Source organism: Epilithonimonas tenax DSM 16811 (assembly GCF_000428485.1).
Taxonomy (GTDB): domain Bacteria; phylum Bacteroidota; class Bacteroidia; order Flavobacteriales; family Weeksellaceae; genus Epilithonimonas; species Epilithonimonas tenax.
Map to the genome: position 1 here is coordinate 1 of NZ_AUAA01000052.1, position 17,370 is coordinate 17,370.

18 protein-coding genes and 1 pseudogene are annotated in these 17,370 nt (G+C 34.5%); 9 read left to right on the top strand and 10 right to left on the bottom strand.

Annotated elements, in window-relative coordinates; genetic code table 11:
* Positions 1 to 188: pseudogene (locus tag F564_RS19440) on the bottom strand (IS982 family transposase); the annotation flags it as partial.
* Positions 189 to 437: 249 nt separating this feature from the next.
* Between F564_RS19440 and F564_RS0115665 the strand changes: the two are divergent.
* The gene (locus F564_RS0115665; RefSeq protein ID WP_051259704.1) at positions 438 to 1,262 is read left to right on the top strand and encodes a GIN domain-containing protein; all 825 of its coding nucleotides are present in this window, start codon (positions 438 to 440) and stop codon (positions 1,260 to 1,262) included.
* A 73-nt stretch (positions 1,263 to 1,335) separates the two neighbouring features.
* Here F564_RS0115665 and F564_RS0115670 read toward each other — a convergent pair whose 3' ends face one another.
* The 4 genes from F564_RS0115670 to parS form a co-directional block, all read right to left on the bottom strand.
* Complete coding sequence (locus F564_RS0115670) at positions 1,336 to 2,121, bottom strand: zinc ribbon domain-containing protein (protein ID WP_028123454.1); 786 nt, start codon at positions 2,119 to 2,121, stop codon at positions 1,336 to 1,338.
* Positions 2,122 to 2,123: 2 nt separating this feature from the next.
* Entirely contained in the window at positions 2,124 to 3,221 is a 1,098-nt protein-coding gene (locus tag F564_RS0115675) for a Nif3-like dinuclear metal center hexameric protein (RefSeq protein ID WP_028123455.1), read from the bottom strand.
* 177 nt (positions 3,222 to 3,398) lie between these two features.
* A complete protein-coding gene (locus tag F564_RS0115680; protein WP_028123456.1) occupies positions 3,399 to 3,851 on the bottom strand; it encodes an RES family NAD+ phosphorylase in 453 nt (150 codons plus the stop codon).
* Between the two features lie 6 nt (positions 3,852 to 3,857).
* Positions 3,858 to 4,313, bottom strand: a complete 456-nt coding sequence (parS, locus tag F564_RS19445; RefSeq protein WP_051259705.1) for a type II RES/Xre toxin-antitoxin system antitoxin — start codon at positions 4,311 to 4,313, stop codon at positions 3,858 to 3,860.
* 120 nt (positions 4,314 to 4,433) lie between these two features.
* On the opposite strand from parS, the gene F564_RS0115690 reads away from it, so the two are divergent.
* Together F564_RS0115690 and F564_RS0115695 are read left to right on the top strand one after the other, a co-directional pair.
* Positions 4,434 to 5,270: an ion transporter gene (locus F564_RS0115690; RefSeq protein ID WP_028123457.1), complete on the top strand. Its 837-nt coding sequence runs from the start codon at positions 4,434 to 4,436 to the stop codon at positions 5,268 to 5,270.
* 127 nt (positions 5,271 to 5,397) lie between these two features.
* Positions 5,398 to 6,195 (top strand): alpha/beta hydrolase family protein, encoded by a 798-nt coding sequence (locus F564_RS0115695; protein ID WP_028123458.1) that lies wholly within the window; start codon positions 5,398 to 5,400, stop codon positions 6,193 to 6,195.
* On the opposite strand, the gene F564_RS0115700 is transcribed toward F564_RS0115695, so the two are convergent.
* The 4 genes from F564_RS0115700 to F564_RS0115720 form a co-directional block, all read right to left on the bottom strand.
* Positions 6,167 to 6,970, bottom strand: a complete 804-nt coding sequence (locus F564_RS0115700) for a patatin-like phospholipase family protein (protein ID WP_028123459.1) — start codon at positions 6,968 to 6,970, stop codon at positions 6,167 to 6,169. The genes F564_RS0115695 and F564_RS0115700 overlap by 29 nt on opposite strands.
* Before the next feature lie 458 nt (positions 6,971 to 7,428).
* The gene (gene lpdA, locus F564_RS0115705; RefSeq protein WP_034981812.1) at positions 7,429 to 8,820 is read right to left on the bottom strand and encodes a dihydrolipoyl dehydrogenase; all 1,392 of its coding nucleotides are present in this window, start codon (positions 8,818 to 8,820) and stop codon (positions 7,429 to 7,431) included.
* A gap of 306 nt (positions 8,821 to 9,126) precedes the next feature.
* Positions 9,127 to 9,945 (bottom strand): DCC1-like thiol-disulfide oxidoreductase family protein, encoded by an 819-nt coding sequence (locus tag F564_RS0115710; protein WP_028123461.1) that lies wholly within the window; start codon positions 9,943 to 9,945, stop codon positions 9,127 to 9,129.
* Between the two features lie 529 nt (positions 9,946 to 10,474).
* Positions 10,475 to 10,975 carry a GbsR/MarR family transcriptional regulator gene (locus F564_RS0115720; RefSeq protein WP_028123463.1) on the bottom strand — a complete coding sequence of 167 codons (501 nt, stop codon included), beginning with the start codon at positions 10,973 to 10,975 and terminating at the stop codon, positions 10,475 to 10,477.
* 126 nt (positions 10,976 to 11,101) lie between these two features.
* On the opposite strand from F564_RS0115720, the gene F564_RS0115725 reads away from it, so the two are divergent.
* From F564_RS0115725 to F564_RS0115750, 4 genes are all read left to right on the top strand, one after another.
* Positions 11,102 to 11,356 carry a hypothetical protein gene (locus F564_RS0115725; RefSeq protein ID WP_028123464.1) on the top strand — a complete coding sequence of 85 codons (255 nt, stop codon included), beginning with the start codon at positions 11,102 to 11,104 and terminating at the stop codon, positions 11,354 to 11,356.
* 538 nt (positions 11,357 to 11,894) lie between these two features.
* Positions 11,895 to 12,896 (top strand): PDDEXK nuclease domain-containing protein, encoded by a 1,002-nt coding sequence (locus F564_RS0115730; protein WP_185094338.1) that lies wholly within the window; start codon positions 11,895 to 11,897, stop codon positions 12,894 to 12,896.
* Between the two features lie 446 nt (positions 12,897 to 13,342).
* The gene (locus F564_RS0115735) at positions 13,343 to 14,683 is read left to right on the top strand and encodes a hypothetical protein (protein WP_028123466.1); all 1,341 of its coding nucleotides are present in this window, start codon (positions 13,343 to 13,345) and stop codon (positions 14,681 to 14,683) included.
* Between the two features lie 438 nt (positions 14,684 to 15,121).
* Entirely contained in the window at positions 15,122 to 15,643 is a 522-nt protein-coding gene (locus F564_RS0115750) for a ubiquitin-like protein (protein WP_028123468.1), read from the top strand.
* 57 nt (positions 15,644 to 15,700) lie between these two features.
* On the opposite strand, the gene F564_RS21240 is transcribed toward F564_RS0115750, so the two are convergent.
* A complete protein-coding gene (locus F564_RS21240; protein WP_394330637.1) occupies positions 15,701 to 16,075 on the bottom strand; it encodes a DUF6169 family protein in 375 nt (124 codons plus the stop codon).
* 315 nt (positions 16,076 to 16,390) lie between these two features.
* Here F564_RS21240 and F564_RS0115755 point away from each other — a divergent pair, with 315 nt between their 5' ends.
* Together F564_RS0115755 and F564_RS21160 are read left to right on the top strand one after the other, a co-directional pair.
* The gene (locus F564_RS0115755; RefSeq protein ID WP_028123469.1) at positions 16,391 to 16,963 is read left to right on the top strand and encodes a Crp/Fnr family transcriptional regulator; all 573 of its coding nucleotides are present in this window, start codon (positions 16,391 to 16,393) and stop codon (positions 16,961 to 16,963) included.
* Between the two features lie 17 nt (positions 16,964 to 16,980).
* Positions 16,981 to 17,187 (top strand): hypothetical protein, encoded by a 207-nt coding sequence (locus tag F564_RS21160; protein WP_316928806.1) that lies wholly within the window; start codon positions 16,981 to 16,983, stop codon positions 17,185 to 17,187.
* Positions 17,188 to 17,370 lie beyond the last annotated feature (183 nt).

The window sequence follows — 17,370 nt, forward strand, 5'->3', positions numbered from 1 at the left end:
GAATTAGAGAGGTATCTAAACAACTGATATTCTGAATCTATCGATAAATATTCCGCAGAAATATTTATTGCAATGAGCTCTAAATCAGATAATTTTGGTTTAATTGGTTTGAAATAAAAATTTTCTTTGATGGTTAATTTTCTTAATTCCTTTAAAATAAAATCGTAAATTGCATCTAGGTTATTCATAACGTATTAGATTGATAGTCAATACAATATACGAAATTTTCGTATTATGAGTAACCTTTTTTATAATGCACTACGGGTTAAAAATTAATAATTGTAAAAAAAAATAATTTGGATGTAACAAAATGCATATCATAATTGTCTTATTGATACAAAATCCACAATGCTGACATCACCGAAAACGAAGAGGATCAACCTCTGTCTAAATTGGGCGCTGTCGTAAAATTTTAACCATTAAACAAATATTTGAACATGAAAATACAACTGTTATCTCTAGTACTTTTGGCTTCTATGGGGAACTTATCTTGCATACAGTCAAAAGGTGACGGCTCCAACGGAAATGACGTAATGTTCTCCCATCTGATCTCTGACTCTGGGAAAGGTGAAGTGACTGAAAAATCTTACGATATCAATTTTGATGAATTGGAAATCTCTACTGCGCTGAAAGCGGAATTGTATCAATCTGGTGACGAAAGAATTGTAGTTTACGCACCTTCTGACCTGATGCAATATGTGAAAGTTAAACAGAATGGCGGAAAAGTACAGGTTAAGATTGAATCTGATCATCTGAAAAGTATATCTACAGACCGAATCAAAATTAAAGTTTATGCTAAAGATTTTGATCATTTGGCTGCCAACTCCAGCGGCAGTATTCATTTGAAAGACAACTTCATTTTTTCTGATCTTGATGTAAAAGTCTCGAGCTCTGGAACGATTAATGGTAATATCAATGGTGGAAATATCAATATCCAAGCGTCAAGCAGCGGACATTATGAAGGCGAAGTCAATGCGAGAAGTGTGAATATGCAAAGCTCGTCCTCCGGAGGAATTGATATCAAAGGAAAATCTGAAAGTGTGAATATCCAAGCCTCATCTTCCGGTGAGGTAGATGCAGAAAATTTTACGGCGGAAAGTGCTGTTTTGGCAACATCATCTTCCGCTGACATCACCATTGGCGTGAGTAAAAGTGTGACTGCAAGCGCATCTTCCAGCGGTGATATCCGCGTCATTAAAAGAGGAAGTTTGAACGAGATCACTAAAAACGAAAGCAGTTCCGGATCTGTATCGGTACAGTAATTTTATATATGATGGATCAAAACAAAAAGACCCCGAAAATTCGGGGTCTTTTTTATGTTTATATCAATTTCTGTTAGTTGAATTTGATAATGCTTTCCATTTTTGCAGTTTCTTCATTGACCAACTCGTCATCTACCAGGATTTTACCAGAATGCTCATCGATAATGATTTTCTTTCTCTGGGCAATTTCCATTTGCTTTTGCGGTGGGATGGTGAAAAAAGATCCTTTTGGTGCACCTCTTTCCAAGCCTACCACTGCAAGACCAGTAGAAGATCCTGTACGGATTCTTTGGTAAGAAACCAACAATCTAGTGTCTATCTTCTCCGCAAATTCTTTTGATTTTTCTAAGAGATAATCTTCTTCTTTCTGGGTTTCAGAAACCAGGTTTTCCAGTTCGTTTTTCTTGTGAACCAAGTGGTTTTTAAGCTCATCTATTTTAGAAGTAAGATCTGCCAACGTTTCTTTTTTGTGATCTATTTTACCGCCAAATTCTTTGATTCTCTTCTCAGCCAATTGAATTTCCAATTCCTGATATTCAACTTCTTTTGATAAAGTTTCGAATTCTTTGTTATTTCTAACGTTATCTTGCTGTGTTTTATATTTATCAATCAATACTTGAGCGCTTTTTATAAGATCTTTTTTCTCATTGATCTCTGCGTTTTGCTCAGCAATTTCAGATTCGAATTTTTGGGCTCTTTTGTTAAGACCTTCAATTTCTATCTCAAGATCTTCTACTTCAATTGGCAATTCGCCTCTTGTGTTGCGGATCTCATCCAAACGGGAATCAATGATCTGCAAATCGTAAAGTGCTCTTAGTTTTTCTTCAACAGAAATTTCGTTTATTTTTTTATCAGCCATATCTATATAAAATAATTAACAGGATTTGTTTTCTTAGTCGTTTTTGCGATGGCAAATATAGGGAATTTTTCGGACAAAATTTCAAATAATTGTTGAGTTACAAATTGTTCCGATTCGAAATGTCCGATATCGCAGATCATCATTTTATCTTCTGCTGAGAAAAAATCATGGTATTTGACATCACCGGTAAGGTAAGCATCACATTTTGAAGCCGATGCCGCTTTTATGCCGCTTGCTCCGCTTCCGCCCAAAACACCTACTCTTTTTATTTTTTTATTGATCAAAGAACTGTGTCTAATCACTTTAAGGTCAAATTTTCCTTTTACGAACTGCAAAAAATCTGCTGCTTCCATTTCTGTTTCCAAGTCTCCAAATCTTCCCAAACCAGTGTAGTGATTTTCATTATCGAGCGAAATTAATTGGTAAGCGACTTCTTCATAAGGGTGGTTGTGTTTCATCGCAGAAAGGATCTGATTTTTCTTATAATCTTCAAAAATTACAGAAACCAAAACTTCGTTGGCGTTCTCTCTTTCGTTAAGGTTTCCGGTGACCGGATTTGATCCTGCCAACGGGCGGAAAGTACCGTTTCCATTAATTAAGAAACTGCATTCATCGTAGAAACCAATATTTCCTGCTCCAGCTTTAAACAGAGCATTTTTCAAATTCTCAGCTGAATCTACCGGAATGTAAACTTCCAATTTTTTTAACTGATTTTGTTTTGGCATCAATATTTGTTGATTTTTCAGTCGAAGAACTTCACATATCTTGTAATTCACACCAAAATAATCGTTATCAAAGGCTGTATGGATCGCATAGATGGCAATTTTGTTTTCCAAAGCCTTCAGAACTGCTTTCTCCACATAATTCTTTCCTGTAATTGATTTCAATCCAGAAAAAATGATGGGATGAAAACAAACAACGAGGTTAAAATTAGTTTCAATGGCTTCATCAATGACTGCTTCCAAAGCGTCGTGGGTAATCAGGATTCCGGAGATTTCTCTGTCCGGATTTCCGCATAACAATCCCACATTATCAAAATCCTCCGCCTGTTTTATAGGAATGATCTTTTCGAACTGATTTATAAACTCTTTAATTTTCATTTGAATTGATGTTTTTGTGACTATCTGTTATTAATTATAATGCCGATTTTAAAAACAAAGTTCACTAAGTTTTGGTCCTTTATTGAAAACATTGTAGGACTCACAAAGATGTAAAAACTCAGCAAAGAATACAATGGCATTTCAATAATGACAGATTGCAGAGCATCAGCAATGTGTTTATCTCACAAACAGTCTGTCGTCAAAAGTGAACTTTTCTATTTTTCTGATTTCAATTTCCTTGAAATGAGTACACCGAGGATTGATAATGTAATTGAATTCTCCCTGGACTGCTGCCGAAGGAACTTTCATCATTAAAAATTTATTTTCTTTCAAAAATCTATCACCCATTTTCTGTGTACTGTCCAGATGGGGAAAACGGTTCCAGTCTTTAGGAAATCGTTTCGGTTCAAAAATCTCAACATCCGGAACGTCGATATGGATCAATCTGTAATCCTTAGGTATAATCCCGAGTGGTATATGAACAGCAATTTCTGCAACACACAGCGCAATAGACTGCGCGCTGTACAAAGCAGCATTCCCCTTACTGCTCCATCGTCCACCGGCTATTTGCGCGCCTTTTCCGGAAAGATTGTTAGCGTATATTTCTTTCGAAAGTCTATAAACTATCATTGTTTATTATGCTAAAACACCGTGCTCCAGACGCATAAGCTCATCCATTAAAAGAGAAACACCAAAATTGCTTCCGATCAGGTCTTGCGGTTTTGTTTTTCCTAAAGCCAGGTTTTCCGACTGCAACCATATCAAAAAATACGCGGCAGATCCAAAAACCTCTTCTCCTCTTCTATAAAGCATTTCTATTTGCAATATCTTTTCTGACTGTAAGGTGTCAAAAGTCTTTTCCTCTTTTTGGTAACGGGATAATGTTTTCCCAGAAATATGAAGAAAACCAGCCCATTGCTGAAAGCTGAATGGGAATTTTTTCACTAGATTATCGAAAATCTTAAAGGAAATACCCTTCTCTGCAATTTCTATCATTCTGAAAATACCACCGTCATCAAAATTATGATAACCATAAGCTGCTACTGGTTCCGCTGTAAGGTGGATAGGTTCTGTTGTTTTGTGTTTTTTCATTAGATATCATTTTTACCACTACAAATATAAGAATTTTGTCTATATAAAAAAGACTTTTGTCTAATTCTTTAAGGAGTTGGAATAAATTAATTTTATTACCTTCCGTTTAATTTTTACAAAATGAAGATCAAACCAGAATTCGACCTCATTCCTGAAGATGGATGGAGAAAGAAAATATACGAAACAGTCTATTTATCACATACCAAGGCTGGAAAAACATTCGATATTTCTTTGCTTATTTTGATCCTTATAAGTACGGCGCTCCTGATGGTGGAAACCATTCCCATTATCCAACTGCAGTATTACAAGGCATTTTATTACGCAGAATTTTTCATCACGGTCATCTTCACTGTTGAGTATCTATTGCGAATTATCTGTATAAAAGATAAAGAAGAATATATTTTCAGTCCTTTAGGAATTATAGATTTCCTATCCATCATCCCTTTCTACATCAGTTTATTTTTTCCTGTTTGGCATTTTGTGGCCATTATCAGAATGTTGAGAATCCTGCGGGTTTTCAGGATTTTCAATCTGGCAGATTACATGCAGGATGGCAAGTTCATTGTATCTGCGCTTAAACATAGCTCCAGGAAGATTTATATTTTTCTTTTGTTTATGGCGATTTTCATCGTAATCATAGGATCGCTGATGTACATTATAGAAGGAGGCAAGAACGGCTTCAGCAGTATTCCGCAGAGTGTCTATTGGGCAGTCGTAACCATTACAACAGTTGGCTACGGTGATATCTCTCCAGGAACGCCAATTGGAAAGATCATCTCCATCATTGTCATGTTATGTGGTTATAGCATTATTGCAGTTCCTACAGGTATTGTAACCTCAGAATTCAGAAAACAAAAGAAGAACAATTTTCAGTGTAGCAGATGCGGAAATGAAGATAACGATGAAAATGCACGCTTTTGCAAAATATGCGGCGAAAAAATAGTAGAAATACAGTGATATTTAATTTTAGAATATTTTTAAATAAATTAATATTACAATACAAATAATTAGAAATAAACAATTATATTTACAGAATACAAAATAATACATTGTATTACTCAGCAAACCACAGAAACCTATCCCTATGAAAACTTTTTATTTCATATTCTGGATTGCCCTTATGAATTGTTTGTGCAATTGTTCTCCAAAAGCATCATTATCCGATCATCACTCGTCCGAAATACTCAATATAAAACATCACATTTACAAAACTGTCCATTTTTCCACTTCCGACGGATTGACTGTTTTTGCTGATTATTACTCTGGTAAAAATGGACGTGGACCAGTAATTATCCTTTACCACCAAGCGGGATTTAGCAGAGGAGAATTTAGAAATATTGCGCCTAGATTGGTTGGTTTGGGTTTTAATATTTTGGCAGTTGATCTTCGTTCCGGAGATATGGTCAGCCAGGTTACTAATCTCACAGAAAAAGAAGCAATCAAAAAAGGGAAATCTACCGCTTTTGTGGATGCTATACCTGATCTTGAAGCCTCTTATGAGTATGCTAAAAACCAACTCAGGTCAAAAAAAATTATCTTTTGGGGGAGCTCTTATTCTGCATCATTAGGTTTTTATATGGCAGCAAAACATCCGAATGCTTATAAAGCTCTCATCGCCTATTCTCCAGGAGAATATTTTAGGATAGAGAACAAAAACATTGCAGAGTTCGCAAAAGATGTTAAAATTCCAGTTTACACTTCTTCTGCACGCAATGAAGAATCGAATTGGAGACCCATCTACAATTCTGTACAGTCAAAAAAACAATTTTACCTTCCTTCAAAAACACAGGGACACCACGGAACCATGGCTCTTTCTACTTTTTACGACGATTCTGAAGAGAATTGGCAAGCCATCATCCCTTTTCTGAAAACATTGAGGTAAATTCTTCTTTGTTTTCCGCAAAAGAACGTTTGGCTTCCTCATAACCAATCAGAAAAATCTCTTCCATTCTTTGTGGTTTTCTTTCGAAAGTTCCGTATTTGGATAATTTTTTTGAAGTGATAAACCAGTCGCAGTGAGCAAATTTATGAATCTCCGTTCTGTGAGACAAAAGTTCATATGCGCGCGTCGTCACGGATCTGATAGTTCTCAAATCCTTTTCTTCAACATCCTGAGGCGGCGTCACGTAAACGCCAATGATCTTTTCGCACTCATTCTTAATAATATCTGCGGGAAAATTATTGAGAACACCTCCATCACTGTACATCTCTGTACCTATAAAATAGGGCGTTGAAATCCCCGGAATACAAGACGACGCAATAACGGCATCTACGATTTTGTAATGTTTTTCAAACACTTTTTGCTGTCCGGTAATGAGTTCTGTAGCTACAATTCTGATATCTTTGTCCAAATCTCCCAAAGTCATATCCTCAAAAATGGGCGTCAGATAATTTTGAAAAAGAATAGAGGAAACAAAGCCCGGCTGATTAAAAGTAAAGTGCTTCCAATTGAAGAAATAAATGGATTGAAAAAAGTCCAGAATCTCTTCCGGTTTCTTTCCGAAAGCGTACAAAGAACCTACAATTGATCCTGCGCTGCAACAGGAGATTATGTCCGGTTTGATATTCTGTTCATCAAGAAATTTCAAGACACCTGCGTGAGCCAGCCCACGCGTTCCACCACCAGACAAAACCAATCCTACCTTCATATTTTCCATTAAGTAAAATTAAATAAACTGCAGAAGAATCCGTGGTTTATTGATATAATTAAATGTTAAAATTTGTTTAAATTAAATTCAAGTCCTACAAGGTCGTTTCATCTTTGCAACCTCTATGCGAGCGGTGCTCTCAGACAAAAATGTGACGAAAAAATTGACCTTCGTGATATAGAAATAAAGAAAAGAGAAGAAGCATTATCAATACCAAAGGTGAATTCGGATTTAAAAAAAAAAAACAATCAATAAATTGCACATTTTCTACCATTTTGTTGATTCAAATTAAAATTTGACATTATTCTATCTGTTATTTTTAATCTTTACTAATATGATGTTTCGATACTGTTTACAACGATTACAGTTTACAAAGATAAAGCCAGTTATCAGGATTGCCTACTACTAGAAACAGAAAAACCACAGACAAATCTGTGGTTTTGTTGGTTAATGTTTTAATTGATTATTTAGATATGGATAACCTCGCCATAAGCCGCGGCTACAGCTTCCATCACAGCTTCTGAGATCGTTGGGTGCGGGTGGATAGATTTGAGAACCTCGTGTCCTGTAGTTTCCAGTTTTCTCGCAACCACAGCTTCAGCGATCATATCGGTAACGCCATCGCCAACCATATGACAACCTAGCCATTCGCCGTATTTCGCATCAAATATCACTTTGATAAACCCATCAACATCGCCATTAGCAGTTGCTTTTCCGGATGCTGAAAAAGGGAATTTACCAACTTTGATTTCGTATCCTTTTTCCTTGGCTTGTTTCTCTGTCAAACCCACAGATGCGATTTCCGGATGACAATAAGTACAGCCTGGTATATTTCCATAATCGATCGCTTCTACGTGAAGCCCTTTGATTTTCTCCACACAAGTGATTCCTTCTGCAGAAGCTACGTGAGCCAAAGCCTGAGTCGGGATAATGTCACCAATGGCGTAATAGCCAGGAACAGATGTTTCGTACCATTCGTTTACCAACACTTTTCCTTTTTCAGTTTTGATTCCAACAGCTTCTAATCCAATCCCTTCAAGATTGGAAGCAATTCCGACAGCAGATAGTAAAATATCGGCTTCCAAAGTAATATTTCCCTTTGCCGTTTTCACACTGGCTTTTACGCCGTTTCCTGAAGTATCCACAGATTCTACAGAAGCATTGGTCATGATTTCGATCCCTGCTTTTTTCAGAGATTTCTCAACGTGTTTAGAAACTTCCTCATCCTCCAAAGGAACGATATTGGGCAAGAATTCTACCACAGTCACCTTGGTTCCCATTGCGTTATAAAAATCAGCAAACTCAATCCCAATGGCGCCGGAACCTACGACAATCATAGATTTTGGCTGCTCAGGAAGAGACAATGCTTGTCTGTATCCGATTACTTTTTTACCATCTTGAGGCAGATTTGGCAATTCTCTGGAACGTGCTCCGGTAGCGATAATGATGTTAGTTCCTGCGTATTCAGTTGATTTTCCTTCAGCATCTACAACGGTTACTTTTTTACCAGCTTTTACCGTAGCAGTTCCCATAATGACGTCGATTTTATTTTTCTTCATCAGGAAAGCAATTCCACCGCTCATTTTAGAAGCCACACCTCTACTTCTTTGGATCACTTTTGTAAAGTCAAATCCGGGATTTTCCACTTTATTAAGACCATAATCCTCAGCATGTTTCAGATAATTGAAAACGTGAGCAGATTTTAGTAATGCTTTTGTAGGGATACAACCCCAGTTAAGACAGATCCCGCCAAGATTTTCTTTTTCGATGATGGCTGTTTTGAAACCCAATTGAGCAGCTCTGATTGCAGTCACATAACCGCCAGGTCCACTTCCAATAACAATAATATCGTAGTTCATTGTGATTAAAAAATTTTAGCGAATTTACGGAAAATTATTGGAAGCATCGTATGACAAAAAGCAACTTTATGAGTTGCTTCATTATTGGTTTTTACTGATTTTAAAAGTCTCCGATTCAGTACCGTACTTCAGTCGGATGATGTAAACGCTTTGTGGCTCATCGGAATATCAAAACGATAAGCGCTTTTTAGCACACTTTTTTCTTAATTAAAATGGTCATGGACAATCATAAAGCGGAAGTTCTGCTGGAAAATCTTGGCCAAAACAACGCCGGAACGGAGGATGGAAAAATGCGCCCCAATCACTTTAAACATTGGAAACGACATACAACAGTACCGCTCCATAAGTAAGCCAGAAAACCATCCACGAAATGCTTGGCATCATTCCAAATTTCAATATTCTGCACCGTCTCAAATGTTCCAAAAACGTGATGAATACAACAAATCCGAAGTAAATACAATAGAATATGTGATCAAAATTAAACAACAAAACTGGAACCAAAAGCAATGTCCCAAGCAAAGAAACCGTCATCATATTTCCCAGATAATCCCAGATTCTGCCTTTGAGATAACGTGCCATAAGTAAGTTTTGCCAGATGATCTGCATACAACAAATGAAGAGCGCCAGACCAAAATTATGTTTGAAGTCTGGGAACAGACGCTGCTTGTAAAACCCTAAAACAAAGACAGAAAAAAATAGCACCCAAGCCAGGTAAAAAAGTCTGTATTTCAGATTAAAAGCGGGAACACAATGATCCTTTTCCAAATCTTTTGCGGAAGGTACTATCTGTTTCCTATTGTAAGAAACGAATTGATAAAGTCGTTGCAAAAACCAGTATAAAGGTTTTACTCTTGCGATCTTTTCCAACGTGGGAAACGAATTACCAATGATTGTCAGAAGACTCTCTAATCCGTAAATAACCTGATTGCCATTTGTATTGATCAAAGCTATTTCGTTTTTGGAACGTTGCAGATCAATCCTACTTTTTGTGTCAGATGAGATTTCTGAGAAGGCTTCTCTTCCGTTTTCATCAAGCATTCCGGCTTTTATAAATCCTTTGGAATAGATGTTACACATTGGACAATCGTTGTCGTAAATGAGGATGTGGTTCTCTAGCGTTTTCATCTTATCGAGGTGCTAAGGATGACCATATTTTAGATTTTTATAATCAAGGAAGCTTGAAATCAAAAATAGAATTGCCATTGTATTGATTAGCAAGGTAATCCATACAAACATAAAATCATACGTGACTACGGATATCAAGAGAATTGACAGTAAAAAAAATGCAATAACCTACTGTGTAGATTCTGAACACTTTAGTTTTATCTTCTAAACCTCCTAACCTGATAACATAGCTAACCGTCTGTGAACATCCTATAAAAAACAGAGCAATTGCGAAACTTGATTTGAAACCTCCATTGATAATCGACCATAAAATAGAGATAAAATAAATAGCCAACTGTAAATAAAAGTCGTACTTGATAAATGTTTTCATCACGGTATCATTTTAAAAGCTTAAAAAATTTCTTTTGCTTTTTCCAAAGTAAAGAATGAGAAACAGGTGAATCACTAAGTTTTTAATCATTTTATAATTTTTATATTTTCAGTAATTTTTGAAAGTACGAACCAAATAAAAAAGGAATTTGATCCCTCTCTATTTCAGCAAGTTGGTGATTTTCCCGACCAGCCAATGGTCATCACTTTTAATGGCTAGATCCATAATATTGTTGATCTTATTGGTAACGTTTCCAAAATCGTGCATCAATTTGATAAATTCTTTGGCTTCAGCAGAATCATCATCTACGTTTTTCAGCTCTTCCAAAAATGCGACAACAGGCTCTATCTCACGCTTTCTTCGTTCTTTTGTAATCTGTTTGAAGAGAAACCACACGTCTTTTTCTGCCAAGAAATACTCTTTCCTATCTCCTTTCACGAACTCTTTTTTCACGATGCCCCAATCCATCAATGCCCGGAGATTCATATTTGCATTTCCCCTTGAGATCTGCAGGATTTCCATCACTTCATCTGTTGACAAAGGTTTTCCTTCCGCCAGAAGCAAGGCGTGAACCTGCGCCATCGTCCTGTTGATTCCCCAACTTGTCGCAAATGTTCCCCAAGTCTGAACGTATTTTTCTTTGGCTTCATCGAGTTTCATAGTCACATTTTATCGTACAAATATAATTAAAATTATTGAACTTTCAAAATTAATTGAAAATTAAAGTTAATAAATAATTAATAATAATAAAGAGTTATTATTGGTAAAAATTATCAAATTTGAGTCATGAAATATACCTTAATAAAAAGAAATAAGAGTTTCCGTGCAGATTCTCATTCTCATTTTATTAGTTGGATGAGAAAAATGGATCTTCAGTATTGGAAAGACAACCAGGATTTTATGGAGGGATACTCCTACAGAAAGGCTACATTCGAAAAAATTGAAATACGATACATAGACGAAAGCATCTTTGTGGAAGATCTTCAAAAAAATAACCTTCTGAAAATTGATCACACCAAAGGGTTTTGGAACTTATTCTAAGTATGATTCCATATCTATACAAACCCTAAAAATCAGTATTTCAATTCATTCTTCAATGTTCTTTACGAACTTATATTTTGACAACAAAAGCGCGTTGAACGGAAGCTTCCATGCTTCTTCGGAAGCAATTCACAATTTATCGAGTCGCCTTTTGGGAATACAGACATATACAGCTGGTTTAAAAACTGCTTTTTTGTAGAGTTTGGTAGCACCTTTTGCATTTTGTAGTTTCAATGATCATCTTCCCCAAAAACACTTGTGCTACTTTTCCACAAAAGCATCGATAAAGCGAACCGGATTATCTTCCGAAAATGACTCTTCTAAACTCGTAAAAACCATTTGATTGCGGGCAATACCAGTGATGTGTTGCATCATTAAATATACGAATTTCTTCCCAAATTATTGAAATTATTTACCTATTTTTGATTAAAATAAACGGAGGTTTTTTCACAGACTGACGTAATTTGACCGATATAATCGCTAAAACTAAAGACTTTGAAAATTATTATATTTGTTCAAAATTTAGACGCAAAATATAATGAATGAACTTGTTTCAAATCAACTAGCTAACAGAATTTCAGAGTTACTAATTTCTGCAAGAACGAAAGTATTACAAACCGTGAATCACACAATGGTTTTGACATACTTTGAAATTGGGAGAATGATAGTTGAAGAAGAACAAAACGGAAAACAAAGAGCCGATTATGGTAAACATATTATAAAATCTCTTTCTGAACGTTTAACAAAAGAATTTGGAAAAGGATTTTCACAAAGAAATTTAGAACAAATTCGACAGTTTTATTCTGTTTATTCAAAAACGCAAACACTGTCTGCGGAATTCAATTTAAGTTGGTCTCATTATATGAAATTGATGAGAATTGACGATGAGAATGAAAGAAAGTTTTATGAAATTGAATCATATAAAAACAATTGGAGCTTACGAGAACTGAACAGACAATATGATTCTGCCCTTTTTACACGTTTGACATTAAGTAAGGATAAAAGTGAAATTTTACAACTTTCAATCAAAGGACAAACAATAGAGAAACCACAAGATGCAATAAAAGACCCTTATATTTTGGAGTTCATAGGTTTGCCTGAGAATTCAAACTATTCTGAAAGTGATTTAGAACAAAAATTAATAGACAAGTTAGAGCATTTTTTATTAGAATTAGGAAATGGTTTTACATTTGTAGCCCGACAAAATAGAATCAGTTTTGACGACAAGCATTTTAGAGTAGATTTAGTTTTTTATAACAGAATCCTAAAATGTTTTGTACTTATTGATTTGAAAATCGGAGAATTAAAACACCAAGATATTGGGCAGATGCAAATGTATGTCAACTATTATGACAGACAAATAAAGCTAGAAGATGAAAATAAAACAATTGGAATAATTTTGTGCCAAAACAAAAGTGAAGCTGTTGTAGAATTTACATTGCCTGAAAATAATACACAAATTTTCGCAAGTAAATATTTGACAGTATTGCCGAGTAAAGAAACATTGATACAATTAATAAATAATAAAAACTACAGCTAATAACTAAGCTTTCGTTGGGCTTGCAAAGCCAACAATGAAAGCCCGTTGAATCCTTCGACTTCGCTCTGGACAGGCTCATTTGCGGTGGCTTTTCTTCCCCACTTGGTAACCTTATGGAGTTGTCGTTTTTAGAATGTAGATATACAAAGCAGTTTTTAGAAGGACTGCTTTTTTTGTGGCGTTTGGTAGCACCTTTTGCATTTTTTAGTTTCAATAATCATCTTCCCAAAAAGCATCAATAAAGCGAACAGGATTATCTTCCGAAATCGACTCTTCTAAACTCTTAAAAAACATTTGACTGCGGGCGATCCCGGGAATGTGCAGCATCATTAAATATACGAATTTCACCACCAAATTATTGAAATTTTTTACCTATTTTTGATTAAAATAAACAGAGGGTTTTTCACAGACTGACGTTAGTGGCTATTTTACAGAGACACCCTATAATGAGACAAATACTATTAATCATATTTACTTTGGCAACCTTAAATTCCTTCTCACAAAAGTTGGACATTATAACACTTGACAAATCAAAAGTTGCTGTAAAACTTATAGACAGCATAGCAAAATCTCAACTTTTGACACAGTTTAGTGGACGACAAGACAACAATCTACGCAAAAAATGGACAGCAAGAACATTTTTACTTTCAGACGGAAGTATTATTGTTGAGTTTTATGACAAGAATGCTGTACTCATTGACAATCTTGAAAAATATAATAAGTTAGAAGAAATTAGGTTTGTAAAAAATACAATATGGAACTTAAAGAAAAACATTTCTTACAAGATTGAATTAACCTTTGAAAAAGGCAATAATATTGTTCAAGTCGAAAACCCAAAGCAACTTAAAAACTTAAAAAGTGAAATGCCGGAGCATTTTGATTTTGAAGTATATCAACTAAATACTGGACAAATCTTATTTATTGACAAATCTCAAAATTTTAAAAGTGCAGCCATTTATCCAGACTTAAAAACCTTGTCATCTGAAAACAGTACCATAGCAGAACAAGTATACGGTTCTGATGACGATGAATACTTAATGAAAAAATTGGCAAGTGGCGACCCTCTTTTAGACTATGAACCAAGCGACCACCTTATTTATCCCAAATACGAGAAAGACCTTATAAAAACACACAAACTCACTCTAATTGAAAGCAAAATTTTTGTAGCGTCTGACTTTTACGGAAATTTGTACAAATCTGAAAATGGTTATTATATTTTGCTTGACGACTTCAATCAACTAAATGTAGCGAAATCAGAAAAAATAGGTATTGGGACATTAAGAGTTTACAGTAATATAGATGAAGTTAGAGTTGCTCAAAAAAGATACGAGGAATTCAAAGACAAAGGAGTGACATCAGAACATTTTTATCAAAAATTATCTGACACATATGGACAAAACTTTCCTAAAATGGTCAATCAACTTATTGACAAATTACCAGAACTTTTAAATTTTGATAAAGAACAACTTTCCTTAGACAGTTTAGGCATTGACTTAATTGACGAAGCCCTAAAATGGAACGGAACAGACGATAAACATTTTGACAGTTGGTTTCCTTCTATTCTTGCTTACTATGGACAAGCCTACATTGCTGACAAAAGAGAAGGAAAGTGGTCAATGATTTATGAAAAAGAAGATAAAGTTTGGATACCTGAGTTAATACTAAATGATGGATTTTCCGCTTGGGATTGGAGAAATTTCTATAAAGATTTGTACGAAGGTCCAATTCCTTTAAAATGGGCAGGAGACTGGGATGGAGGTATGAGAAAATGGAGAAACAAGAAATAAAAACAGCCACTAATAACCAAGCATTCGTTGGGCTTGAAAAGCCAACAATAAAAGCCCGTTGAACGGAACCTCCGGTGGCTTTTCCTCCCCATTGGGTAACCTTATGGAGTTATCGTTTTTAGAATGTAGATATACAAAGCAGTTTTTTAGAAGAACTGCTTTTTTTGTGGCGTTTGGTAGCACCTTTTGCATTTTTTAGTTTCAATGATCATCTTCCCAAAAAGCATCAATAAAACGAACAGGATTATCTTCAGAAATAGAATCTTCTAAACTCTTAAAAAACATTTGACTGCGGGCGATCCCGGGAATGTGCAGCATCATTAAATATACGAATTCCAAGACCAAATTATTGAAATTTTTTACCTATTTTTGATTAAAATAAACAGAGGGTTTTTCACAGACTGACGGTGGCAAACATTTAAAAAAAAAAATTAAATTATGAAACAATTTTATACTTTATTAATATTAACGCTTTTATCATTCAATGTACAAGCAATGCAAATTTTTGTAGAAATACCTGCGGGTACAACAATCGCATTAGAAGCAGAAAGTAATGACACGATTGAAAATATGAAAGCCAAAATTCAAGATAAAATAGGAATTGATCCAAATAATCAAATACTAATATTTAATAATGTAATTCTTGAAAATGTAAGAACTTTAGCTTTTTATAATATACAAAACGGAAGTACACTGCAATTAACAGAAACTACACTTGGAATTTCGGAAATGGAATCAAGTAGTGGTCAATTAAATTTGTATCCTAACCCTTCAACAAATTTTATACGGATTTCAGGATTAAAAAATTTAGAAAATTATTCTATTTTTAATATTCTAGGTGCAGAAATATCAAAAGGAACAATCTCTGATAAGAAAAGTATTGAAATTCAAAACCTAAAGAACGGTGTTTATATATTGAAATTTGCCGATGGAAACACCTTGAAATTTATAAAAAAATAAACGGAGGTTTTTTCACAGATTGATGTTACAGGAAATGGCTTAGGAATTTGAAGAAAATTAGGGCTTTTCGTTCAAAATTTGTTCTATAGAATGATAAATATCTAATATTGTTTCTTTATTTGTGTTTTCATTGTGATATAATAAGGACGAGTATATTTTTGCAGAACCTGCAATATTTTCACTAACAATTACATTATCAACTTTAGTTACAGTACCTTTTAATTCACTCTCAGTATACCAGATATTAAATTTCCTGAATCTTACTTCAGCTCTCTCATCACCATCATCACAAATATAAAGAATTGTATTTCTTTCATTATCAAAGAAAGTTGATAAAATCGCACAAATTATCGCTGATACATTGCGGTCAAGAGGTTCCTTGATCTCGGAAGTTTTTTCAATAATTAATTGATAAATATCATCAATCTCAATATTGGAAACTGCAGTTTATTACGATCTTTTTCATTTTGCTCTTATTATAACAGCACAAAGATAGAAAATATACTTAAATTAAATTTAAGCACTAATAAATCGAACCAGATTATCTTCAAAAATCTAATCTTCTAAACCTCTAAAAACCATTTAATTGCGAGCGATCACAGTGATGTGTTGCATCATTGAACACACGAATTCCTTCCCGAAATATTGAAATTATTTACCTATTTTTGATTAAAATAAACGGAGGTTTTTTCACAGACATGCGCTAACTGCAACTTTTTAAAACGAACCGTAAAAGAAATATTAAATATGACAGAAACAGACAGATTATCTCTGTTTTTTAGCAATGAATTTCCTTTTAATAAAGAGGGTTTAGAAGAATTTGTCCATACATTTGTCATCAAATCCTACAAAAAAGGGGAAATCATTTTAGAAAATGGTAACACAGAAAACGAACTTCGATTTTTAGATCAAGGGATTATTCGGGAATTTTATGCAACCAACGGCAGGGAAAAAAATATTAATTTTTACACCAATGCAAGCTTTATCACCGATTTTTCGTCGTTTACTCATTCTACACCTTCAAAAAAATATCAAGAATGTTTGACTGATGTACATTTGAGAGTGTTATCAAAAGGAAAATTCTTGACTTTTACCGACCAATATAAATGTGGCAAACTATTTATTGAAACTATTTTCCAAAGAATTGTTGTAAATAAGGAAACTGAAGAATTCAACCATTTTGTAAATACTGCAGAAGAATTGTATCTCGATATTATGAAAAATAAACCTGATTGGTTATTGCAAATTCCGCAATATCATATTGCTTCTTATTTGGGAATTACGCCCGAAACATTGAGCAGAATTAGAAAAAGAATTTGATTTCTTGATTTCAATCAATGGAAACTATTTTAGCATCAAGCAACTTTGTATTTTTAAAACAAAACTATTTAATAATGAAAATACATCATTTGAGAAACGCCACTTTGGTCATAGAAACCGAAGATAAAGTCATTTTAGTAGATCCGATGCTCGGAAAAAAAGGAACAGCAGGACCTAGTCATGGTCGGAAGATTTTTTCTTCCGATTTTTTTTGTTTTTTTTAGAAGAAAACAGTGTTAATCAGTTGATTTCCAATACATTAATTTGTTTATTTGTATTGGTTTTTGTATCTTTATAACTGGTAATCAAATAGTTATGTCTGTTTTTAAAGATCACAAAATCTCACTCAAGCAAGTCCTGGAATTTATCCCCGAAGCGCTTTTAAGTCATCTTTCCGCAAGTACAAA